This window comes from Hyphomicrobium sp., from assembly GCF_020852195.1.
GTDB lineage: Bacteria > Pseudomonadota > Alphaproteobacteria > Rhizobiales > Hyphomicrobiaceae > Hyphomicrobium_C.
Genome location: NZ_JADZBI010000131.1, coordinates 1 through 23,063 on the forward strand (window position 1 = coordinate 1; position 23,063 = coordinate 23,063).

A 23,063-nucleotide genomic window follows, 5' to 3' on the forward strand; every position below is an offset into this window, starting at 1 on the left:
GAGCAGGGTCGTCTTGCCGCTGCCCGACGGACCCATGAGCAGCGTCAGCTCGCCCTTAACCAGCGACAGGTTCACGCCCTTGAGCGCCACGACCTTGCCGGCACCCTTGCCGAGCTCCTTGACGACGTTTTCTGCCTCGAGAACGGGGTGCGTCATCTGTTGAACACCGTGGCTGGGTCGATGCGGGTGACCTTGATGATGGCCGAAATCGCGGAAACCGCCGACATGAAGAGCGTTAGCCCAAAGAGCGCGAGCGCGAGGCCCGGTGTCATAACCAGGGGGAGCGGGGTGTTGCGGCTGATGTAGAGGATGCCGAGCGCGATCAGGATGCCGAGCACATAGCCGATCACGGCACTCAAGCCCGCCTGCGCGAGGATCACCCTGTAGATGTAGCCCGACGAGGAGCCGAGCGCGCGCAACGTGGCGAACTCGTTCAAGTGATCCTTGGTGCTCGAGTAGAGCGTCTGCGCGACGATGACGGTGCCGACCAGGATGCCGAGCAGGGCACCGCCGATGAGCGCCAGGCCGGCACCCGTACGGAACAGCCATTGCCTCAAGCTACGGTCCTCGAACTCGTCCTTGGTCAGCACCTCGGCGCCTTCCATGCGGTTCAGAAGCTCGCGGCGGACGGTCTCGACGTCCGCACCGGGCTCGAGCTGCACGAGGTAGTAGGTCGCCTTGTCGCTCTCGGCGCCGAGCAGGCTGCGGGCGCGCGACAGGGTCGTGAAAACGTAGGGCGATTGCGTGAACGAGCGGATGCGGTGCGTCAGCGCCTTGACCTTGACGCGGCCCATGGCGATCTGTGCCGTGTCGCCGATGCCGTTGATGCCGAGCTCGCGGAAGTAGGTGTCGTCCGCGGAGATGGCGTCGGGGGACTTGATGTCCTGCCAGGTGCCGGCAACCAGCGACCACGGCTCGAGCGCGCCGTCCTCGGCATCGGTGCCGACGAGAACCACGCGCGTCGAGCCGCCCTCGGGCTTGCGCCATTCGGCGAAGGCGACGACGAGTGGAATCACCGCCTTGACGCCCGGCGTGGCGAGCGCCTGATGACGCTCGCGCGTCGAAAGCAGGATGCCGCCTTCCTCGAAGCTCTTGGCGCCGTAGGCCATGATCCAGAGGTCACTGTTCGAGCGCTCGATCATGGACGTGATCATGCGGCTCGAGCCCAGGTACATGCCAAGCTGGATGGCGACGAGCACGATCGAGAACAGAATCCCCACCAGCGTCACGGCGAGCCGGATGCGGTCGTGGAAGAGATTTCGGAACGCGAGAGTCAGGATCATCTTCTCAGGGACCGATCGGTTGACGGAGTCGGCGCGCCTGGGGCACGGACCGGGTTTCGGCCGTCGAGCGTAATGGAAGAGTTGCTCGAAACAATGCCCGTACGTGGCGCGCGGCTTAACTTATGGTTTCTGCGAGCCGGTATATAGGTTTTGCGCCGTATCCACACTACCCTTGTAGCGCCAATGCCTTCAAATTAAGGCGCCTGGGCAGAAAGATGGTAAGTGGGTTTCCGCCCTCTTGATATAGCGAGGCTGTTGACTCATAACGGTTCACTTTCGTGTTTTCGCCTCTTTTGGTTGCAGATTAAGGCTCCTGCGACGATGCGACACCCATCGGCGCAGGTGCACTCTGGAAGCAGCTCAAGCCATCAGGTTCCTTTCATGATCGAGAGAGTTCTCGCCCTTGCGGGCGCCGCCCTGCGGCTCGTTCCAGCTCTTCTCATCGGGCTCGTCGCTCTTTCCTCCGAGAGCGCGGCGGCCCGTCCCGAGATCGGCGTCTGGTACGACGACAGCGGACAGGGCGCCGTGGAAATCTACATCTGTACGGAGAATGCCAACCGGCTTTGCGGCCGCATCGTCTGGCTCAAGGAGCCGCTCAACGCCGAAGGAGTTCCCAAGCACGACCGCTACAACCCCGATCCGGCGAACCATGGGCGTCCTATCTGCGGCCTGCCGATGCTTTGGGGCCTCGGGCTGCGCTCAGACGGCACGTTCGACGGCGGCAAGATCTACGATCCGAAGACCGGCAAGACCTACGACGCCGCCATTCAGCTCGCCAAGGCGGACAAGCTGACGGTGACCGGCTATCTCGGAATGAAGATGCTTGGCAAGTCGTTCACATGGACTCGGGCGCCGGGCGATCTTCCTCGGTGCGAAGGCGCCCCTCCGCCCGCCTGAGATCCCGAAACGCGACATACAAGAGAAAAGGCCGGGCGTTCTTCACCCGGCCTTTTTCAATCGCAAATCGGATATGGAGCGCGGCTATTCCGCGATGCCCTTGCCTTTGACGAGACGCGCGACGGCGGCCTTCTCCTCGATGCTCTGAGTGAGGCGCTGCACGAACTCGACGGTCCGGTCCACGACGAGCGAGCGCTGACGGTCCAGCGTCACCATGTGATAGCTGTCGTCGAGCACAGTGACCTCGACCACGCCGCCCAACTCGCGCTGAAGCTTGAACGCGTTGGAGATGTCGCTCTGGTCGTCCTCGCGCGGATGGAAGATCGCGGCATGCTGCGGAATCTCGCGCAGCCTGCGCTTGACGTCGCGCGCGAGCGTCTTGAACTCCCAGACGAGCCCGCCGCCGCGGCCGAAGAGATCCTCCAGCGGACGCCCCTCGCTCTTGAAGCTGTCGATCACGAAGTTGCGGATCCGCTCGTCCTTGATGCCGAAGGGCGCGCGTTGGCGAAGGCGCAGAAAGGATGCGACCCACTTGTGATAGATGAGCGCGAACAGATTGAAATGCAGCGGGATGGCCCAGCCGTTGGGCCAGATGGTCGGCGCGTAGAGCAGCAGACCGTCGACCTCGCTCGCGCGCTCGCGTGCAAGCCGCAAGGCCAGCATGGCGCCCGCCGACAGACCGCCGACGATGACGACATCGCAATGCGCCTTGAGCTCGTCGTGCGCGGTCTCAAGCGCCGCGTACCAATCCTGCCAAGTCGAGAGGCCGGACGTGTCGGTGCCACCACCGAGGCCCGGAACAAGGGGGCAGTAAACAGTATAACCCTGACGCGCAAGACCCTGAGCGACAAAGCGCAATTCAACCGGATTGCCGCCGAGGCTATGCACCAAGAGGACGCCGATCCTGCCACCCGGAATAACCAAGCTGCCGCGATAGGCGTTGATTTTTTCTTTCTTGCTCATGCGGTTAGGTTAACTCGCTGTTACTACTCAAAACGGAATAAAGCCGATTAATCCGGAAATGCCAAGCTTGGAGTTTGCATTCCATTTCATTCAGATCCAGATCGTTGCTCCTTGGTTTCCGTGCCTCGCCACTTTTATGTCGAGCACTAAGGCGATCGAACGCGTTGCAGATCCCTCGGCGCAGCCATTGGGTCCTTTAGCCCACCCAAACGAAAATATTTCACTAACCGGCTGATGTTCGCCGCGCTTGGATTGCGACGCTCCATGCGAGGAGTCCGGTGCCGTGATCCCGCTTCAGGGCCACCCGTGGTCCCTACCTGCAACCCACGACCGCACTTGCCTATAGGGCTATCGGTCGCAAGGTAAATAGGATCATGACCATCATGGCTTGCCGGACAACCTTCGCGTGAACTCTCACACTCGCCCGGACCGGCAACAAACCGTCGGCTGCCGGCCTCGCCCTAGTCTGGGCTGTGTACGGCGGAAATGTGACGGCCTGACTGTCGTCAACGGACTGTCCGACTGCTTCCCATCACCCGTGATGATTTATAACACTACGAGCCGATTGTGTTTCTCGGCGGAATGGCCGGGGATATTGCGATCGGATTGCCCAGGTTGACAGATTGCCGCACCGATAGATTTCCACGGCTCGGTCGGAATTTTTTCCAGCTCCGCCCGGCCTCGCAGATCGGACCGGCCGTCCGCGTGACGGTCTGGATTGCAACATGGTGTCCGAAATGTCACTGGGCCGCTCTTTCCGCGGCGCGTATAGTGAACGGCACCCGGCGCGCAGAGACTTCACGCCCCTCGCGTGCCTGCCTGGAGTGTGTCGTTGTCCTTTCTTCTGCGCCCGGCCGTCTCGGCGTTGCTTGCTCTGGCACTTACAGCGCGCGACGCCGCACCCGTCTTTGCCGCTCCCCCCATGACCCGTGCCGACTACGAGGCCTGCCAGGCCGCGGACGAGGCCGGCTTCCGCCGCTCGATCGAGGCGCTGTCGCTCAAGGCGCTCGAGAGCGGCGTGAAAAGCTTCGACTACCGCAGCAGCGTCGACCGGCAATGGCGGCGCCTCGAGATGGACGACCTGCTCGCCAAGCGCGTGGACCTCGCTATCGAGGAGGTCCGCAGCGAGACGAGCTGGGCGGGGCTTGCGCAATCGCTGATCAACTCCGAGAAGGCCCAGGAAATCTCGTCTGCAGTGGCTGAACGCGTCTATACGTCCGACGCCATGAAGACCGCCATCGAAGGGCTGGCCACCGGCGTCGGCAACGAGGTCGGCCAGACGCTCGAGCTCGCGAGCCAGGATGCGGTCGCCCCGGCACTCGAATGTCTGCGCGCGTTCCTTGGCGAGCGCTACGGCGCGACCGTGGCGGGCGTTGTGGCAGGGGACGTCGAACGCGATTTCGGGGTGCAGTCGGCCGCCGGCCGCGCGCCCGTCTCCTCCGGCTCCGTGATCCAGCAATCCAGCCAGGGCATTGCGGGTGCCGCGATGATCCTGATGCGCCGCCAGCTCGCCAACATCGCGGCTCGCGTCGGACAGCGGCTCGCGGGCAGCATCCTCGCCCGCCTGGTGTCCGTCGCGGCCGGCGGCGTCGGGCTGGTGCTCGTCGCCAAGGACATCTGGGAGCTCAGGAACGGCGTGCTGCCCATCGTCGCCGAGGAGATGAAGTCCGAGGCCACCAAGGGGCTGGTCAAGGCGGAGCTGGCCAAGACCATCGACGAGCAGATCGCCGCCCACCTTCACGAGATCGCAGCCAAGGCCGCCGACCGCGTGGTCGACATCTGGCGCAGCTTCCGCAACGCGCATCAGAAGGCGCTGGAGCTGGCCGAGAAGAACGCGGGCTTCCGGTCGTTCCTCGATACGGTGAAGCCGGAGCAGCTGCCGCGCCTGGACGAGGTGGTGGCGCTGGAGCTGGCGTCCGGCGGCGAGGCGGCCGTGCTCAAGCGGCTCGGCGACGGCACGCTCAACGAGGCCGTGCGCTTCCTGCCCGAGCCGGCCATGACGATCGCGCGCGACACGCGTTCCCTCAACGCCGCCCTCGGCTGGTCCCAGCTTGCCGGCGATCAGCTTCCCAAGGTGCTCGAGCACGAGGTCTACCGCCGCGCGGCGCCGGAAGGGTTCACGCGCAAGACGCTCACCACCTTGCTCGCGCTCGACGATCACGTGGCGATCACCCGTCTTGCGGCGCTGGCTCCCGAAGCGCGCGACCGCCTGTTCGGACTCGGCACCGAGGACTTGAAGCGCCTGGCGCGCGCCTTCTCGGAGACCGAGCTCGAATCGCTCTCGCGCTATCTGGACGGGCTCGAGCCGGAGCCGCGTGCGCGGGTGCTCGCTGCCGTCGCCGCGGCGCCGGGCAAGATGCAGAGCCTCGCGGCGCCGCGCGTGCGCGACGCGGTGCTCGCGAGCCGCGACCAGGCGCGGGCCGTGGACATGATGCTGCGCGAGGGCAGCGGCAGCCCGGAGGTCATGCTCGACGACGCGAGGGCGGTCTGGGAGGGACAGATCTCGCCCATCCTGATCTGGGAGAAACATCCGCTCGTGGTGATCGGGCTGGCGCTGTTCGGCGTGATCCTGCTCCTGATGCTGCGGCGCCTTTTCCGCCCGCGCCGCCCGGCGGGACCCGCGCAGACGACGGCGTAGCGTCGGCGCGTAGGCGCCACGCTGTCATCCCGGACGGCGCGCAAGCGCCGAGCCGAGACCCAGGGCGACGTATGGGACGTTGGCGTTTGCTGCCCCTGGTCCCGGCTCTTCGTAGCGCCGCTGTCGCGCCGCCACTCCGGCCGGGACGACAGGGGTGCGGGTCGATTGACGCGCCCTGCCGCGCCTCATAGGTTGCGGCCTCGCAATTTCGATTTGCGGGATGCAATGCTCCGGATTGCGCCGACGCACATTACCTTCCAAGCTTCCAAGCGCTGAAAGCCCTCACATGACCGAAGCCGCCACCCTCGATCCTGCCCTGTCCGCCGCGCTCGGCGAGGCGAAGGCGTGGCCGTTCGAGGAGGCGCGCCGGCTCATCCAGCGTCTCGACAAGATCAAGGGCGGGGCCGAGAAGACGGTCATGTTCGAGACCGGATACGGTCCGTCCGGGCTGCCACACATCGGCACGTTCGGCGAGGTCGCGCGCACGAGCATGGTGCGCCATGCGTTCGAGGCGCTGACCGAAGGGCGGCGCAAGACGCGTCTCATCTGCTTCTCCGACGACATGGACGGCCTGCGCAAAGTGCCGGACAACGTGCCGAACAAGGAGATACTGCTTCAGAACCTCGAGAAGCCGCTGACGCGCGTGCCCGATCCGTTCGGCAAGTTCGAGAGCTTCGCGCACCACAACAACGCGATGCTGCGCGACTTCCTCGATCGCTTCGGATTCGAGTACGAGTTCTACTCGGCGACCGCGTGCTACGGGGAGGGACGCTTCGACGAGACCCTGCTCAAGATGCTCGAGGTCTACGATCGCGTGATGGAGATCATCCTGCCGACACTCGGGCCCGAGCGTCGCGCGACCTACTCGCCGTTCCTGCCGATCTCGCCGCGTACCGGCCGCGTGCTGCAGGTGCCGATGATCGAGCGCAATCCCAAGACGGGCACCGTCGTCTACGTCGATCCCGAGACCGGCGAGAAGGTCGAGACGCCGGTTACTGGCGGGCGCGTCAAGTGCCAGTGGAAGGCTGACTGGGCCATGCGCTGGACCGCGCTCGGCATCGACTACGAGATGGCGGGCAAGGACCTGATCGACAGCGTCACGCTGTCGTCGAAGATCTGCCGCGCGCTCGGCGGCGCGCCGCCCGAGGGCTTCAACTACGAGCTGTTCCTGGACGAGCGCGGTGAGAAAATCTCGAAGTCCAAGGGCAACGGCCTCACCATCGAGGAGTGGCTGACCTACGCTTCGCCGGAGAGCCTGTCGCTGTTCATGTTCCAAAAGCCCAAGACGGCGAAGCGGCTCTACTTCGACGTGATCCCGCGCGCGGTCGACGAGTACCTGCAGCTTCTGGCCGCCTATCCGCGCCAGGACGGCAAGGCGCGCCTCGACAACGCGGTCTGGCATATTCACGCCGGAAATCCGCCCGAGGGCGAGCTGCCGATCACGTTCGCGCTTCTGCTCAACCTGGTGGCGGCGTCCAACGCGCACGACAAGTCCGTGCTGTGGGGCTTCATCCGGCGGCACTTCCCGGACGCAAGCCCCGAGGCGCATCCGCTGCTCGACCATCTCGCAGGCTATGCGGTGCGCTACTATGCGGATTTCGTGAAGCCGAAGAAGCGCCATCGCGCGGCGGACGATGTGGAGCGGGCGGCACTGCAGGCATTGTCGGAGGCGCTCGCCAAGGCGCCGGCCGAGGCCAGCGCCGAGGAGCTGCAGGCGATCCTCTACGACGTCGGCCGGGCCGTGCCGCGCTACCAGGATTTCGCCGCCAAGGGCGCGACGCCCGAGAAGCCGGGCGTCTCGAACGCTTGGTTCAACAGCATCTACGAGATCCTGCTCGGCGAGAGCAAAGGCCCGCGCTTCGGCTCGTTCATCGCGCTCTACGGCGTCCCGGAGACGCGCGCGCTGATCGAAGCCGCGCTCAAGGGCGAGCTGCTCGCCGCCGACGCCGAGGCGTAAGCCCTCTCAGCCGCTCAATCATTTTCAATGTCGAGCGAGTGGGAACTTGCGTGGGTCCCGGCCCTCGACGGGATGATATCGAGGGGAGGCTCGCGGCATCCACATAACAAACGTCATCGCGGCGAAGGTCGGGATCCACGCCAGCCCCCACAAACACCACGCCCCCAGGCTCCTCGTGCGGCAGCGCAACGGGGTTTCCAACCCGTCTCAAGCAACAGGCCCTATCGGGGAGAGGTGAAGTGGGTCGCGCTGTGTCTACCTTTCCCCGATCGGGAGAGGTCGCGAGCGCAGCCAGCGGGTGAGGGGGCAGCCGCGTTTCAGGGCTTGATCTCCCACTCCTTGAACAGGAGGCGGATCAGGTCCTCGGTGCGGCCGAAAATCTGGGCCGGGGACCATTCCTCCACGTCGGCGAGGCGGCGCGACAAGAGAAACTGCGAGCCGGCGAGAATGGGACGTTTCACCACCCAGTCCTGGGCGTCCGCCTTCTGATTCTCCTCCGGAGAGAGAAAGGTGAGGTTGCCGAGCCGGTGGGCGTGCTGCTTGACCGAGCGCGGCGTGGGAAAATGCGTCCGCCAGCCGCTTCTCTGCGCAAACGCGCGCGGCAGGACGTGCTCGATGGTGAGCCGATCACGCTCGATCGGTCCCGGGTCCTGGCCGAGCGCAATGCTGATGCGCCTCAGCACGCGCCCGCTGAAGTGCTTGGCGTCGAACGAGGGGCTGCGCAGATTGGAGAGCGCCTTCTCGCGCATCTCGGCCGTAACGTCGAGCTCGCGCATCGAGCCCACGGCGCCGCCGCGGTCGATCTCGCCCAGAAGCTGGACGATGCGGTTGTGCTGCTTGGTGGGGTCGAAGCCGGCGATCTTCATGGTCCAGACCAGCCGCTCGAGGCGCCTGAAAAAGAGCTGCGTCTCCTCGGCGTCGCGTCGCTGCTGAAGCCAGAGCAGCGCGGCGGGAACCCACAACTGCATGTCGATCCACTTGAGGCGCTCGGCGAACTCGCCCACACCGAACGGGTTATCTGCGCTCCTGCGCAGGGCGGCAAGGCGCTCGGCGGCAGGCTGAAGCTGCGCCTTCAGGAACGATGAGCCGGCACCGGCGACGTTGAACTTGTAGCTTTCCGCGATCTCGACCTCGACCGGCTTGCCGGTCTGCTTGCGACGCTTCAGCGTGCGCAGGTGCCCGAGCAGGGCATGCATGTCCGTGGCGCCGAGCAGCGCCTCGCAGGATTCCCAAATCTTCTGGCACTCGGTGCGCTCGCCGGCCGGCACGATGGAGAGCAGGTTGAACTTGGCGCGATCGGACTTCGAGAAATCGACCCGGGTCTCCTCCTCCGTGCGCAGGAAGGCCCATGCCTCGTCCTCGTCCTCCACCGAGGACACGATGACCCAGCACCGCTCCGCGAGGTAGTCGATGAGGGCATGCCTCAACTCGGGAGTGAACTCAACATCCGACAGCTCCGTGCGCAGGTAGTTGCGGTTCTCGATGAGGTTGCGCTCGCTCTCGGACGCCGCGTCGAAATCCTCGTCCGGCTCGACGGAGGTGGCACCCGGGGCCTGCACGAAGCGCTCGCAGGTAGGCGCGATGGCCTCCTGGGGCGTCAGTCTCATCTCGCGGCCGCGGATGAACCCGTTGAGCCTCTCCTGCAGCACGGGATCGCTCTCGAGGTCGCGCAGCACCGCGAACAGCAACGTCAGCGTCATGATGCGCTGGTGGCCGTCGACCAGCGCGGTGTCGGGCTGGCCCTTCCTCTGCGCCACCATCAACTTGCCGAGGAAATAGCCGCGCTTGCCCCCGTCGGTCCGCATCGCCGCCGTGATGTCGGACAGGAGCCGCCCTACCTCCGCCGTCTGCCACGCATAGGCGCGCTGGAAATAGGGAAGCCTGAAATGAAAGGCGTCTGAGAACAGGTCCTTGAGAGGCAGGACGCTGACTGAAATAAGCTCGTGCACGCCGTAACGTCCCCGTCTTCTTCTTGACGCAGCACGACACCTCCTCTCCCGCGACGCCCATCGCGGGCAAGACCCTCAAAAATGTCCGTCGGATCGTCGTACGAAATGTAGTATGGGGGGTGCACACCACCCCCGCTGCCCCTGCTATTGGCCCCGCTCGATTTGCCTGGTCGGCTCGCTCAGCCGAGCGTCATGAGTTTACACGAGATCGACCTTGAGAGACGAGCACATAAGTGTAGCGCAGGGCGGCGCGCGCGGAAACAAGACGATGTCTGCTGCGCGACACGTTGCGCGGCAGTGCGTGAAACCGGACACACGGACGCAATGATTTTCAAGATCGTTGAACGTTCAGCCTGGCGCGATGCCTGTCGCGAGGGAACTTATCGCGGCTCGGCCGTCGATCTCAGCGACGGGTTCATTCATTTCTCGGCGGCGCACCAAGTGCGGGAAACCGCCGCCAAGCATTTCAAAGGCATTGCGGATCTTCTCCTGGTCGCGGTCGACGAGGCGGCGATCGCGGATGCGCTCGTGTGGGAGCCGTCGCGCGGCGGCGCGCTCTTTCCGCACCTCTACGGCGTGCTGCCCACGGCCCATGCGCTCTGGGAAAAGCCATTGCCGCTCAACGAAGACGGCATACCAATCATTCCCGAGGATGTCGCGGCATGATCGGTGCGCTCTCAAGCCTCGCGCACCCGCTGCTGCTCGCTCTTGAGCCCGAGACCGCGCACGAGCTGACGCTGCGGGCGCTCGAGCTCGGCGTCTACCCGCGTTGCGGAAATGAGCACAACGCCGTTCTCGAAACGTCCGCCCTGGGTCTCATCTTTCCCAATCCGGTCGGCGTCGCGGCGGGGTTCGACAAGGATGCGCGCGTGCCGGATGCCCTGCTGGGGCTCGGCTGCGGCTTTGCCGAGATCGGAACCACGACGCCCAAGCCGCAGGCCGGCAACCCGAAGCCGCGCGTTTTCAGGCTGATCCCGGACCGCGCCGTGATCAACCGGCTCGGCTTCAACAACGCGGGCCATGCGGCAGCGCTGGCGCGCCTCAAGGCGCGTGCGACGCGCGGCGTCGTCGGCGTCCACATCGGTGCCAATAAGGAGAGCCCGGACCGCGCCGGCGACTACGTGGCGGGGTTGCAGGCCTTCTACGACGTCGCGAGCTACTTCACGGTCAACATCTCCTCGCCGAATACGCCGGGGCTGCGCGACCTGCAGGCGCCGGACGCGCTCGACGCGCTCTTGTCGCGCATCATGGCGGCGCGGGCGGAGAAGATCGCGGAGAGCGCGCCGCGGCGGCCGATCGTCGTCAAGCTGGCGCCGGATCTGGAAGACGACGCCGTGGAGCCGGTCATCTCGGCCCTCGTCCGGCGCGGCATGGACGGGATTGCGGTGTCGAACACGACGCTCGATCGCACCGGGCTGACCGATCCGGCCGCCGAGGAGGCCGGCGGGCTCTCGGGGCGGCCGCTGTTCCACCGGTCGACGGTGATGCTGGCGCGCGTCTATCGGGCGAGCGAGGGCAAGGTGCCGCTGATCGGCATCGGCGGCATCGACAGCCCCGAGTCGGCGCTTTCGAAGATCGAGGCGGGCGCCAGCCTGCTGCAGCTCTACACGGGCCTCATCTACGAAGGCCCGGGGCTTATCGGACGCATCAACGACCACCTGGCGCAGGCGTGCCGCGAGCGCGGCGTAAAGTCGATCACGGAGCTGACCGGCATCCGCGCCGCCGAATGGGCCGCGAAAGCGCTCTGATCGCGACAATGCTCCCTCACCTGGAATCGATTTTTCAATCGCTTCCGACCTCTCCCCGTTGGGGAGGGGGCATCACTCGGCTGGGGCGTGGGCTCCGGGCCGCGGGAGGAGCTTGGGGGCGCCGTCGTCGGGCTCGTCGGCTTGACCGATGTGGGGGCTGAACCGCCGCCACAGCCAGCTCGCAATGTCGTCCATTACCATGAAGACGGCGGGCACGAACACGAGGCTCAGCACCGTCGACGAGATGAGGCCGCCAATGACGGCGATGGCCATCGGGGCGCGGAACTCGCCGCCGGATCCGAACGCCAGCGCCGAAGGCAGCATGCCGCCCGCCATGGCGATGGTGGTCATGATGATCGGGCGGGCGCGCTTGCGGCCGGCGTCGATGATGGCCTCGGCACGGGACACGCCGCGGCGCATCTCCTCGACGGCGAAGTCGACCAGCATGATGGCGTTCTTGGTCACGATGCCCATCAGCATCAGGATGCCGATGACGACCGGAAGGCTGATCGGGTTGCCGGTCAGCGCCAATGCCGCGATGGCGCCGCCGATCGAGAGCGGCAGCGAGAACAGGATGGTGATCGGCTGCAGGAAGCTCGCGAACAGCAGCACGAGCACGGCGTAGACCATCATCAGGCCGGCGCCCATGGCTTGGCCGAAGCTCTCGAACACCTCGCCCATGACCTCGGCATCGCCGAACTGCTTGATCTCGACATCGGGCGGCAGATCCTTGGCGGCCGGCAACGCGAGCACCGCGTTGACGGCGTCGCCGAGCGGCGTTCCGGTCACGAGGTCGGCGCCGAGCACGATGCGCCGCGTGCGGTCGTAGCGATCGATGGCGGTCGGACCCTGGCCGTAGTCGAACGTAGCGACGGCCGAGAGCGGCACGGCGGTGCCCGAGGTCGAGGTCACCTTCAGCTCCTCGAGGAGCTGGCGGCTCTCTCGCGCGCTCGTCTTGAGCTGCACGCGGATCGGCACCTGGCGGTCGCCGACGTCGAACTTGGCGAGATTGGCGCCGATGTCGCCGATGGTGGCAATACGCACCGCCTCGGAGATGGTCTCGGTGGTGATGCCGAGCTCGGCCGCCACCTCCGAGCGCGGGTAGACGCGCAGCTCGGGCCGGTCCAGCTCCGCCGTCGAGACGACGTTCAGCAGCATGGGCAGGCGTTTGGTCTGGCTCGTGAGCTCGGCGGCGACGTCGGTGACGGCGGCGCCGTCGCGGCCCGTGACGACGAGCTGGAACTCGCGCTGGCCGTTGTCCTGCAGGAAGAAGTAGCGGATGTCGGGGAGGGCGGCGAGGTCGCGGCTGATCTCGGCGGTGATGTGGCTCTGGCTCAGAGCGCGCTTCCCGCGCGGCGAGAGGGTGACGATCAGCGTCGCCTTGCGCACCTCCTCGCCGCCGCCAAGCAGCGTGCCGCCGAGCGCGAATACGCTCTCCACGTCGGAGCGCGCCTTGATGCGGCGGGCGACCTCGTCGGTGACAGCTTCGGTGTCGGCGAGGCGCGAACCCGGCGGCAGCTCGACGCCGAGCAGCATGCGCCCCGAGTCTTCCTGCGGCAGGAAGCCGGACGGCAGCAGATAGAAGCTCCCCACGGAGCCGGCGAAGACCAGAAGGCCGAGCCCGACGGTCGCGAAGTGATGGCGCACGGACCAGCTCACGAGGCGCGTATAGAGGCGCATCAGGCGGCCCTCCGCCGGATCATGGTCGTGGGCACGCATGAAGTATGCGGCGAGCAAGGGCGTGACGAGGCGCGCCACCAGCAGCGAGAAGAACACCGCGGCCGCCACGACGAGGCCGAACTGCTTGAAGTACTGGCCGGCGATGCCGCCCATGAACGACACCGGCGTGAACACGGCGATGATGGTCGTGGTGATGGCGATGACGGCGAGGCCGATCTCGTCGGCCGCCTCGAGGGCTGCGCGGTAGGGCGACTTGCCCATGTTGGTGTGGCGCACGATGTTCTCGATCTCGACGATGGCGTCGTCGACGAGAATGCCGGTGACGATGGTGATGGCGAGCAGGCTCACGAGGTTGAGCGAGAAGTCCATCGCCGACATGGCCCAGAAGGCCGGGACAATCGAAAGCGGCAGGGCTACGGCCGCGATGATGGTGGCGCGCAGGTCGCGCAGGAACAGGAACACGACGATGACGGCCAATGCCGCGCCCTCGAGCAGGGTCTTCATGGTCGCCTCGTAGGCGCCCATCGTGTAGTCGACGGTGTTGTCGATGCGCTGCAGCGTGACGTCCGGGTAGAGCTTGCGGATCTCGTCAATCCGCTCGGCGACGGCGGCGGCGACTGCGGTATCGCTCTCGCCCTTGGCGCGCGAGATCGCAAACGCGACGATGCCCTCGCCGTCGAGCTTGGCAAATGTGCGCGGCTCCTCCACCTCGTCCGTCACCGTGCCGAGCTGGTCGAGGCGCACCTTACGGCCGCCGGGCAGCGCGATCATGGTCTCGGCGAGCTGGGCCACCGTCTCCTTGCTGGCGAGTGTGCGGATGGCCTGCTCGCGGCCCGCGATCTCGCCGCGCCCGCCCGCGAGGTTGATGTTCGAGGCACGCACCTGCCGATTTACCTCGCCCGCCGTGGTGCCGTAGGCGAGCAGGCGGTCGGGATCGAGGTTGACGCGGATCTCACGCAGCACGCCGCCCATGCGGCGCACCTCGGAAACTCCCTTCACGCCCTGCAGCAGGCGCACCAGCGTGTCGTCGACGAACCACGACAGCTCCTCCGGCGTCATGGCCGGGGCGCGGGCAGAGTAGCTCACGACCGGAAGGCCCTCGACCTCGATGCGCGTGACGACAGGCTCCTCGATGGTGCGGGGCAGGTCGGTGCGGATGCGCTGCACGGCGTCCTTGACGTCGTTGAGCGCCCGGTCCGGGTCGATCTCGAGCCGGAACTCGACGGTCGTGACCGACGAGCCCTCGGTTATGGCCGAGGTGATGTGCTTCACGCCGTTGACGCCGGCGATGGCGTCCTCGACGCGCTTGGCGACCTGCGTCTCGAGCTCCGAGGGCGCGGCGCCGGACTGGTAGATGCGCGCCTGCACGATGGGCAGGTCGATGTTCGGAAAACGCGTGACGGGCAGCGACTGGAAGCTCAGGACGCCAAGCACCATGAGCACCAGGAAGAGCACCAGCGGGGGTACCGGATGGCGGATGGACCACGCCGAGACGTTCATGGCGCGGCCTCGCTGAGCTTGCCGCCAAGCGTCGAGTTCGGCTTCACGGCGCGCACCGGATCGCCGTCGCGCAGGAACGTGCCGGCTTTGGAGACCACCAGGTCGCCGTCAGCAAGCCCGCTGTCGATAGCGATCATTCCGTTGGTCTCGAGGCCTGTCTTGACCTGCCGCGTCACCACCTTGCCGTTGCTCACCATCTGTATGCTCGCTCCCTCGGTGGTGTAGAGGACGGCCGACAGCGGAACCGCGATGGCGCGGCCGCGCCCGGTCTCGATGGTCCCGCGCCCGAAGGCGCCGACCTTTAGCGCCGGATTGGCGCCGAGGAAGATGCGCACGCGGCCGAGGCGCGTCGCCTTGTCCACCTCGGGCGAGACGAGGCGGACGGTGCCCTCGACCTCGACGCCGCCGGGCGCCGTCACGCGGGCCTTCTGGCCTGGCTTCGCCTTCCACAAGTGCGTCTCGGCGACCTCGGCATCGAGCTCGATCTCGCCCTTCTCAATGATGCGGAACATGGTGTCGCCGCCGGTCAGCGTGCTCGCCGTCGCGATGCCGCCGATGCGGCCGGCGCGCTTGCTGACGATGCCGTCCGCCGGCGCGCGCACCTCTGCGCGGCCGCGGCGCCACGCCAGCTCGCGGCGCTGCGCCTCGATCTGCCCCTTGTCGGCCTCGGCCTGAGCGAGAGAGCCCCGCGCGGACTCGAGCTGCGCTTCTGCAGCCTTGAAGGCGAGCTGGCGCTGATCGAACACGCTTTCAGAGAGATACTTGGACTGTACGAGCGGGCGGGCGCGCTCGAGCTGCGCCTTCGCCTCGGCGACGCGCGCCTCCATCTCGAGGATAAGGCTGCGGGCGCGCTCGATAGAGGCCTTGGCGCTGCCGAGTGCCGCGTCGTTGGCGGCGAGCTGGGCGTCGAGCTGCTCGGTGACGAGAACGGCGAGAAGGTCGCCCTTCTTGACGTAGTCGCCCTCCTCGGCCTTGAGCTCGAGCACGCGCAGGCCGTCGACCTCAGGCGCGACGAGGATTTCCTCGCGCGGCACGAATGAGCCGGTGACCAGCACCGTCTCGATGAAGTCCGCCTGCGTCGCCTCGATGACCGTGACGGCCGGCGCCGGCGGCTCGTGGGCCGTGGTCTTCGCCTTTTCGGCATGCCTGGCCGCGAAGGAGGCCAGATAGGGCTCGATCACGCCCGACTGGTAGGCGGCAACGCCGAGCCCGGCGAGACTGAGGAGAACGACGAGTACACGCTTTCTCATGACGAGGCCTCGGACCGTTCGGATGTATCGGCCGCGGCGGCAGGTGGCGTCAGGACTGCGCCCGCGACGGCGGGATCGATCGGATTGAGGAGCGTGCTCACCATGCGCACGAGCACGGGCAGCACCTTGTGAATGTCGAACGCGGGATCGACCGCGCGGCGCCAGAAGAGGCCGTCGCCGATGAGCGATACGACCTCGGAGAGCGTGCCCGAATCGTCCTGCGGCTTGATCTTGCCGTCCTGGCGGGCGCGCTCGAACACCTGCTCGAAGCTCTGCCGGCAGTAGGCGTCGACCGAGCGGAAGGTGGCGGCAACATTGGGATTGCGCGTCGACTCGCCGCCGATCTCGATGCCGAGCACACGCTTGTACTGCGGCTCCTCGACCGCGTAGTGCTCGCCGAGCCGGGCCAGGGCCGAAAGCAGATCGGGCGCCTTGGACAGATCCGCCAGCTCGGCGGCGAGCTTGGCACGGTCGCGCTCGACGATGCCGGCGATCAGGTCTTCCTTCGAGGCGAAGTAGACGTAAAGTGCACCAGCGCTGATGCCGGCCTCCTTGCAGATGTCCTGCATGGTGCAGCGGTGAAAGCCTGCGCGTGCGAAGCAGACCTCGGCGGCATCGAGGATGCGCTCGCGGCGCGCCTGCTGGGTTTCGGGTTTGAGCTTGGGCATGACGGTCTTCCGAGCCGGGCAGAACGTCTCGCCGATCATCCGGCGGCGTGCTGTTCCCTTGGAAACAAAACGAATGGCCGTTTTGTTTGTGGCTAAAAATTATGGCCCCGTCAAGGCGGGCAATGGGGGCGGGCAGAAGCATATGAAAAATGCGCGCTGTCGAAAAAAATGTGGTAAATCAGTTTGTTATTGTGGTCTCGACCTCGCCGCCCTACGGCGTCGACCCCGCGAGCGCCGGCGCGTGGGGCGCCTCAGAACTGGGTGAGCCAGTTGATGGTGACGTAGGGCGCGATCTCGGCCTCGTCGTCGCGCGCGAACTTGTCGCCGAGAACCCCGGCTCCGAGCGATAGCTCGCTCCTTCCCCATTCATAGCGCGCGAAGGCGCCGGCGCGGGCGTAGTCGAGCAGTTCGGCGGGCTCGACATATTCGCCGTAGCCGTTTCGGCAGCCAGACTTGCCGATGCCCTTCATGCGGCACTCGCCTTGGGAGTCGACGTTGATGCCAGCCTCGAGCCCGATGGAGAGCTTCGGCCAGACGCGATAGCCGAGACGCGCCCGCGCAGCACGCGTCTCGTGCGCGGAGGACCAGGACATGTCGAGCGAGCCCCAGCCGCGCTCGCCGATGTTCAGCCAGAGCTCCAGGACGCCCTTGATACCGACCTCTTCGCCCATGGCCACGGTGAAATCGTCCAGCGGCTTGATCTCATGGCTGATGACGGAAGCGCCCACGAAGGCCTTGGCCGTCAGCTCGCCGAAGCGCTTCAGGTAGCCGACGAGAAAATCCGCGAAGTACGTTCGCGCATGAAAATCGAGCGTGCGGTCGGGCGTGGGGTCGCGGCTCGGATTCTTCTCATATTCGTACTCGCCGTAGCCGGCGGCCGCGCGGAACCTGAAACCATCGTCGTGGATGGCGCTCCAGGGCGCGAACGTCACACCGGAATATACGAGCCAGACGTGCGAGGAGACATCCGCACCCGCCCAGACCTGGCGACCGCTCGCCTGCTCGTCGGATGCCGTCGCGACAGATGTCGTGAGAGCGGCTCCGGCGACAAAGGCGGCGGCGGGCGCGAGCCATGCGCGCCTGCGCCGGCACCCGCAAATCGGGACTGAACGCCACCCCGCCATGACGCACACAAAAAACGAGCACGCAGTGGAAGCCGTCAGACAACCTGTTAACGTTAATCGAGTCAACAATGGTTGTCTGTATGCTGTATATTATCTATTGAAGGTTGTCCTCATTCTGATTTTTCTCAATCTTAAATTGAGGAGAGCAGATGCTGTTGGCCTGGCGAAGGCCGGCGCTTAGCTTGTGGCTGTCCGGTTCACTCTTTCATGCTCAACCCGAACGACATGACCTCAAAGAAACCGACTGGCGACCCGTCGTCGCTCACCAAGGAGGAGCGGCTGGCAAAGGCGCTGCGCGACAACCTCGCCCGGCGTAAGGCGCTCATGCGTGCCAAACGAGAGCGGACCGACGCGGGAACGGCTTCGCCCGGGGCCACGCCTCCGGAGCGTGACGACAGCGCCTCGTGACGCGCGGCGATGCCGATGGAACAGAACTTCGTTTGCCCTCCGGCCCCCGAAGCGATTAATCATGGCGCTTCGCCCTGCGGCGCTGCGCAGTATCCGCTGACCGCTTCGCGAGCATTCGGCAAAGGCTAGGCTTGGACCATTCATGGATCGCATCAAGATCATCGGCGGCGAGCGACTGAAGGGCACGATCCCCATCTCTGGCGCGAAGAACGCCGCGCTTCCCCTCATGATCGCGTCGCTGCTGACCGAGGACCGGCTGACGCTCAAGAACGTGCCGAACCTCGCCGACGTGAACCTGCTCGCGCGCATCCTGCGCAATCACGGTGTCGACCTCGCGGTGGACGGAAAGCGGTCGGGCGGAGCGGCGCATCTCGGCGAGACGTTCCATCTCACGGCCCGCGACATCTCGGACACGACCGCGCCCTATGAGCTCGTCTCGCGCATGCGGGCGAGCTTCTGGGTGCTTGGACCGCTGGTTGCGCGCATGGGCGAGGCCAAGGTTTCGCTGCCCGGCGGATGCGCCATCGGTACGCGTCCCGTCGACCTGCATCTCGCAGCACTGCGCGACCTCGGCGCGGAGATCGAAATCGACGCCGGCTATGTGATCGCCCGCGCGCCCAAGGGGCTCACCGGAGGGCACATCATCTTCCCCAAGGTGTCGGTAGGGGCGACGCACAACGCGCTGCTTGCCGCGGCGCTGGCCAAGGGCGAGACACTGATCGAGAACGCCGCGCGGGAGCCAGAGGTCGGCGACGTGGCGGCGTGCCTGGTCAAGATGGGTGCCGTGATCGAGGGCATCGGAACCTCGACGCTGCGCATCCAAGGCAAGCAACGCCTCGAAGGCGCCGTGCACACGGTGCTGCCGGACCGCATCGAGACCGGCACGTTCGCCTTCGCCGTTGCGGCGACGGGCGGCGACGTGGTGCTCGAGGGTACGCGGCGGGAGCTGCTCAAAACCGCGCTCGAGACGCTTGCCCAGGCGGGCGCGTCCGTCACGGACACGGACAAGGGCGTGCGGGTTACCCGCAACGGCAACGGACTCGAGCCGGTTGACGTGGAAACGCAGCCGTTCCCCGGCTTCCCGACCGATCTGCAGGCGCAGCTCATGGCGCTGATGACGCGCGCGCACGGCACCAGCGTGATCCGCGAGACGATCTTCGAGAACCGGTTCATGCACGTGCAGGAGCTGGCGCGTCTCGGCGCCGACATCAAGCTGCACGGCGACACGGCGACGATCAAAGGCGTGAAGAGCCTCACCGGCGCGCCGGTGATGGCGACGGACCTGCGCGCGTCCGTGTCGCTGGTCATCGCGGGGCTCATGGCCGAGGGCGAGACCATGATCAACCGCGTCTACCATCTCGACCGCGGGTTCGAGAGGCTCGAGGAGAAACTCTCGCGGTGCGGAGCACAGATCGAGCGGCTGACACAGGGTTGACGCTCCCCATGTCCTGCGGGAAAGCGGAGGCGCAGCCGAAGCCCTATCCGAGACCCCAGCGCAAAAAAGCAATATTCTGCGATAGAAGCTTTCGCTGGATCCCGGCTCTGCGCTCGGTTTCACCTCGCTGGGCCGGGATGACAGTGGTGGGGAGCGCGTCAGAGGCTCTTGTTCATGCGGCGGATGCGGGCGGCGAGCTGGCGCATCACGTAGAGCGAGAAGGCCGGGTTGTGGCGCACGAGCTCGAGGAAGGTCTCGCGGTCGATCAGCGCGACCTCCGTGGCCTCGGCGGCAAGGGCCGCGGCCGAGCGCGGCGAGTTGTCGATCAGAGCCAGCTCCCCGAAGATGCCGTGCAGGCCGACGTTCTCGAGCACGGTCCCGTAGGTCACGATGCTCACCTTTCCCTCGACGACGAGGTACATGAAGTCGCCCGGGTCCTCCTCGAGGAATATCTTCTCGCCCGCCGAAAATCGCTTCAGGGGAATTTTGAACCGCTCGAGGAAATCAAAATCGAATGGGGCGCCCAACATGGCCTAGCCTCGGTCCCGCCGCCGCGAAATAAGGCGAAACTATACCGCGGAAGCGGCCCGCTGTCCTCGCCCGGCCGGCGACACCTTGCGTCAGCGTAAAGATGTGGGCAGGAGTTGCCGATTCGCCTGCCTGCGGTCATATTTCGGGGCAATTGAGGGGGATCAACGTCTTGCCTTGCCGAGCGGCGACAGGGTGGGAAACCTGCCTAGATCGGGAGATCGACCGTGAAAAGACTTTCATTCGTGCTGGCCGCGATGGCGGCGTTCGCCGTGGCCTCGCCCGCCTTCTCACAGACCAAGGTGAAAGCCGGGACGCTTACCTGCACCGGCGGCGCCGGCGTGGGCCTCATCCTCGGCTCCAAGAAGACCTACGACTGCACGTATGTCTCGCTGTCCAACAGGTCGGAGCGTTATTCCGCTTCGATCACCAAGATCGGGCTGGATATCGGCGTCACCAACGAAAGCACGATGATCTGGACGGTGCTTGCCCCGTCCGACGTCGTCAAAGGCGGCCTGCGGGGCAACTATGCGGGCGCGACCGCGGATGCCGCCATCGGCGTCGGCGGCGGCGCGAAAGTGCTGCTCGGCGGCTCGAACGACACGATCGCACTGCAGCCGGTCAGCGTGCAGGGGCAAACCGGTCTCAACCTCGCCGTCGGCGTGGCTGAGCTTTCCATCCGCTAGTGTCCCAGTTCCGAAGTTCGCCGACTTCGCGTCCAGGCTCTGGAGCGAACTTCGGAATCGTAAGGGACACCAGAATCATTGACTTGCCAGTGTGATTGAGATCGAGAAATTCGCTTGAAACCTCGCTGCCATGCAGGGTGAATTTCTCGATCATCACACTAGCTGCGAACCGAACGGACCGCGCGCCCATGTCAGACCTCAAGCTCATCGCCTTCGATGCTGAGGATCTGTCGATCATCGCGGCGCACTTGCAGGACGCCGTGTTGCGTATCGAAGACATGGCGTACCTCAAGGGCGAGCGGCGCTTCGCCATCGTCGCCAACCGCTTCGACTGGAGCCACGCGGCGCGTCCCGCGAATCGCCATGACCATTTCGTGCGCCGCCGGACAGGCGTCAGGATCGAGCGCGTCACCGGCGCGCAGGTGCAGGGGCTGGACCTCACCAAGAAAGACCAGGTGCTCTCACTCTTAACCCTCACCTTCGAGGCGGGCGAGGCCCCACAGGGCACCATCATGCTCACCTTCGCCGGCGGGGGCGCCGTGCGGCTCTCCGTCGAGTGCATCGAGGCTGCCCTCACGGACCTGGGCGCCGCCTGGGCCACCCCGCGCAAGCCCGAGCACGCGGGCGAATAGCGTTTTTCCTGACGCCAAAGTCCGGAACGTTCTGTGACGCCAGTGCGCTTTCGCCTTGGGCGACCCTCGCCTATAAGGGCCCATTCGCAGGGGGTCCTGCCGCCAGGGTCCCGCCACCGGAGCTTTCCATGCCAGTCCGGCTTTCGACATCCGATCCCGGTTTCGCATCGCGTTTCGATGCCTTCCTCGCCACCAAGCGCGAGGTGTCGGAGGATGTCGACCAGGCCGTGCGCGCCATTATCGCGGAGGTGCGTGCGCGCGGCGACAAGGCGCTGATCGCGCTGTCGCAGAAATTCGATCAGGTGGACCTCGGCGCGATCGGACTGCGCGTCGGCGAGGACGAGGTCGAGGCCGCCGTCCGTGCGTGCAGCCCGGACACGCTCGCCGCGCTCGCCTTCGCGCGCGACCGCATCTCGGATCATCACGTCCGCCACCTGCCCTCGAGCGAGACCTATCAGGACGGCCTCGGCGTCACGCTCGGCCACCGCTGGACCGCGGTCGAATCGGCCGGGCTCTACGTGCCGGGCGGGCTCGCCTCGTATCCGAGCTCGGTGCTCATGAACGCCGTGCCGGCGAAAGTCGCGGGCGTCGGGCGGCTGGTGATCGCAGTGCCGGCACCCAAGGGACAGCTCAACCCGCTGGTGCTGGCCGCGGCGAAGCTCGCCGGCGTCGCCGAGATCTATCGCGTCGGCGGCGCGCAGGGCATCGCCGCGCTCGCCTATGGCACCGAGACGATCACGCCCGTGGCCAAGATCGTGGGGCCGGGCAACGCCTACGTGGCCGCCGCGAAGCGGCAGGTGTTCGGTATCGTCGGCATCGACAGCATCGCCGGGCCGTCTGAGGTGCTGGTGATCGCCGACAAGCACAACGATCCGGACTGGATCGCCGCCGACTTGCTGGCCCAGGCCGAGCACGACACGGCCGCGCAGTCGATCCTGCTGACCGACGATGCGGCGTTCGCGGATGCGGTCGCGGCGGCGGTGACGCGGCAGGTGCAGCAGTTGCCGAAAGCCGACATCGCGGGCGCGAGCTGGCGCGACTTCGGCGCCATCCTGCTCGTCTCCTCGCTCGACGACGAGGCCCCCGCCCTCGCCGACCGCATCGCGGCCGAGCATCTCGAGATCGCGACGCGCGATCCCGAGGCGCTGGCGGCCAGGATCCGCAACGCGGGCGCGCTCTTCCTCGGCGCGTATACCCCCGAGGTCATCGGGGACTACGTGGCCGGTCCTAATCACGTGTTGCCGACGGCACGCAGCGCACGGTTCTCGTCGGGCCTCGGCGTTCTGGATTTCATGAAGCGCACATCCATTCTGAAGCTCGATGAAGCGTCCCTCGAAAAGCTCGCTCCACATGCCATGACGCTGGCGCGGGCCGAGGGGCTCGAAGCCCACAGACGGTCGGTTGAGATCCGGCTTTCGACAAAGGAGGCAGGCGCATGACCGATACCGACGCATCCACCGAGACGGTCGAGACCAACAACCGCCTGGCCGAGATCGTGCTCGATCCGGCCTCGATCGGACGCGGCAACGCCAACATCGAGCACGAGCGGGAAGTGGCGATCTACGATCTGCTCGACGGCAACTCGTTCGAGCTTGAAGGCCGCGACCAGGGTCCCTACAAGCTGACCATCGGTCTGGTCGAGGACCGTCTCGCGCTTACGGTGTTCAGCGCCTCGGAGGCGTCCGCCATGGAAGGAGCGGCGGAGCAGGAGCCGATC

At 66.2% G+C, this 23,063-nt stretch carries 20 protein-coding genes; 11 read left to right on the plus strand and 9 right to left on the minus strand.

Translation table 11 applies throughout. The annotated features are described in order from the left end of the window. On the minus strand, positions 1–156 hold a 156-nt coding region (locus IT540_RS10645; protein ID WP_291177078.1), incomplete at its 3' end, for an ATP-binding cassette domain-containing protein. Further along, positions 153–1,283, minus strand: coding sequence for an ABC transporter permease (locus IT540_RS10650; protein ID WP_291177027.1), 1,131 nt, complete (start codon positions 1,281–1,283; stop codon positions 153–155). The genes IT540_RS10650 and IT540_RS10645, both read right to left, overlap by 4 nt. Positions 1,284–1,664: 381 nt before the next feature. Here IT540_RS10650 and IT540_RS10655 point away from each other — a divergent pair, with 381 nt between their 5' ends. Then, complete coding sequence (locus IT540_RS10655) at positions 1,665–2,180, plus strand: DUF2147 domain-containing protein (protein WP_291177030.1); 516 nt, start codon at positions 1,665–1,667, stop codon at positions 2,178–2,180. An 84-nt stretch (positions 2,181–2,264) separates the two neighbouring features. On the opposite strand, the gene IT540_RS10660 is transcribed toward IT540_RS10655, so the two are convergent. After that, complete coding sequence (locus IT540_RS10660; protein WP_291177032.1) at positions 2,265–3,143, minus strand: alpha/beta fold hydrolase; 879 nt, start codon at positions 3,141–3,143, stop codon at positions 2,265–2,267. Positions 3,144–3,975: 832 nt separating this feature from the next. On the opposite strand from IT540_RS10660, the gene IT540_RS10665 reads away from it, so the two are divergent. Together IT540_RS10665 and IT540_RS10670 are read left to right on the plus strand one after the other, a co-directional pair. After that, positions 3,976–5,781 carry a hypothetical protein gene (locus IT540_RS10665; RefSeq protein ID WP_291177034.1) on the plus strand — a complete coding sequence of 602 codons (1,806 nt, stop codon included), beginning with the start codon at positions 3,976–3,978 and terminating at the stop codon, positions 5,779–5,781. 286 nt (positions 5,782–6,067) lie between these two features. Beyond that, positions 6,068–7,738: a lysine--tRNA ligase gene (locus IT540_RS10670; protein WP_291177037.1), complete on the plus strand. Its 1,671-nt coding sequence runs from the start codon at positions 6,068–6,070 to the stop codon at positions 7,736–7,738. A 317-nt stretch (positions 7,739–8,055) separates the two neighbouring features. Here the strand turns inward: IT540_RS10670 and IT540_RS10675 are convergent, their stop codons facing one another. Further along, entirely contained in the window at positions 8,056–9,687 is a 1,632-nt protein-coding gene (locus IT540_RS10675) for a DUF262 domain-containing HNH endonuclease family protein (RefSeq protein ID WP_291177040.1), read from the minus strand. A gap of 324 nt (positions 9,688–10,011) precedes the next feature. On the opposite strand from IT540_RS10675, the gene IT540_RS10680 reads away from it, so the two are divergent. Together IT540_RS10680 and IT540_RS10685 are read left to right on the plus strand one after the other, a co-directional pair. Continuing rightward, positions 10,012–10,353, plus strand: a complete 342-nt coding sequence (locus IT540_RS10680) for a DUF952 domain-containing protein (RefSeq protein WP_291177081.1) — start codon at positions 10,012–10,014, stop codon at positions 10,351–10,353. Next, complete coding sequence (locus IT540_RS10685; protein WP_291177043.1) at positions 10,350–11,435, plus strand: quinone-dependent dihydroorotate dehydrogenase; 1,086 nt, start codon at positions 10,350–10,352, stop codon at positions 11,433–11,435. The genes IT540_RS10680 and IT540_RS10685 overlap by 4 nt, the downstream gene beginning before the upstream one ends. 72 nt (positions 11,436–11,507) lie before the next feature. Here the strand turns inward: IT540_RS10685 and IT540_RS10690 are convergent, their stop codons facing one another. From IT540_RS10690 to bcsS, 4 genes are all read right to left on the minus strand, one after another. Then, positions 11,508–14,615, minus strand: a complete 3,108-nt coding sequence (locus IT540_RS10690; RefSeq protein ID WP_291177046.1) for an efflux RND transporter permease subunit — start codon at positions 14,613–14,615, stop codon at positions 11,508–11,510. Continuing rightward, entirely contained in the window at positions 14,612–15,865 is a 1,254-nt protein-coding gene (locus tag IT540_RS10695; RefSeq protein ID WP_291177049.1) for an efflux RND transporter periplasmic adaptor subunit, read from the minus strand. The genes IT540_RS10690 and IT540_RS10695 overlap by 4 nt, the downstream gene beginning before the upstream one ends. Next, entirely contained in the window at positions 15,862–16,533 is a 672-nt protein-coding gene (locus IT540_RS10700) for a TetR/AcrR family transcriptional regulator (protein WP_291177052.1), read from the minus strand. Before IT540_RS10700 ends, IT540_RS10695 begins: the two co-directional genes overlap by 4 nt. A gap of 251 nt (positions 16,534–16,784) precedes the next feature. Further along, positions 16,785–17,657, minus strand: coding sequence for a cellulose biosynthesis protein BcsS (bcsS, locus tag IT540_RS10705; RefSeq protein ID WP_291177055.1), 873 nt, complete (start codon positions 17,655–17,657; stop codon positions 16,785–16,787). Positions 17,658–17,882: 225 nt separating this feature from the next. Here bcsS and IT540_RS10710 point away from each other — a divergent pair, with 225 nt between their 5' ends. Then, positions 17,883–18,065: a hypothetical protein gene (locus tag IT540_RS10710; protein WP_291177058.1), complete on the plus strand. Its 183-nt coding sequence runs from the start codon at positions 17,883–17,885 to the stop codon at positions 18,063–18,065. A gap of 142 nt (positions 18,066–18,207) precedes the next feature. After that, positions 18,208–19,500, plus strand: a complete 1,293-nt coding sequence (gene murA / locus IT540_RS10715; RefSeq protein WP_291177060.1) for a UDP-N-acetylglucosamine 1-carboxyvinyltransferase — start codon at positions 18,208–18,210, stop codon at positions 19,498–19,500. A gap of 158 nt (positions 19,501–19,658) precedes the next feature. Here murA and IT540_RS10720 read toward each other — a convergent pair whose 3' ends face one another. Beyond that, positions 19,659–20,030 carry a Crp/Fnr family transcriptional regulator gene (locus IT540_RS10720; RefSeq protein WP_291177063.1) on the minus strand — a complete coding sequence of 124 codons (372 nt, stop codon included), beginning with the start codon at positions 20,028–20,030 and terminating at the stop codon, positions 19,659–19,661. 225 nt (positions 20,031–20,255) lie between these two features. Here IT540_RS10720 and IT540_RS10725 point away from each other — a divergent pair, with 225 nt between their 5' ends. The 4 genes from IT540_RS10725 to IT540_RS10740 form a co-directional block, all read left to right on the plus strand. Then, complete coding sequence (locus IT540_RS10725; protein WP_291177066.1) at positions 20,256–20,714, plus strand: DUF992 domain-containing protein; 459 nt, start codon at positions 20,256–20,258, stop codon at positions 20,712–20,714. Positions 20,715–20,902: 188 nt separating this feature from the next. Continuing rightward, positions 20,903–21,346 (plus strand): DUF2948 family protein, encoded by a 444-nt coding sequence (locus IT540_RS10730; protein WP_291177069.1) that lies wholly within the window; start codon positions 20,903–20,905, stop codon positions 21,344–21,346. Positions 21,347–21,474: 128 nt separating this feature from the next. Further along, positions 21,475–22,785, plus strand: a complete 1,311-nt coding sequence (hisD, locus tag IT540_RS10735; RefSeq protein ID WP_291177071.1) for a histidinol dehydrogenase — start codon at positions 21,475–21,477, stop codon at positions 22,783–22,785. Next, on the plus strand, positions 22,782–23,063 hold a 282-nt coding region (locus IT540_RS10740), incomplete at its 3' end, for a UPF0262 family protein (protein WP_291177074.1). The genes hisD and IT540_RS10740, both read left to right, overlap by 4 nt.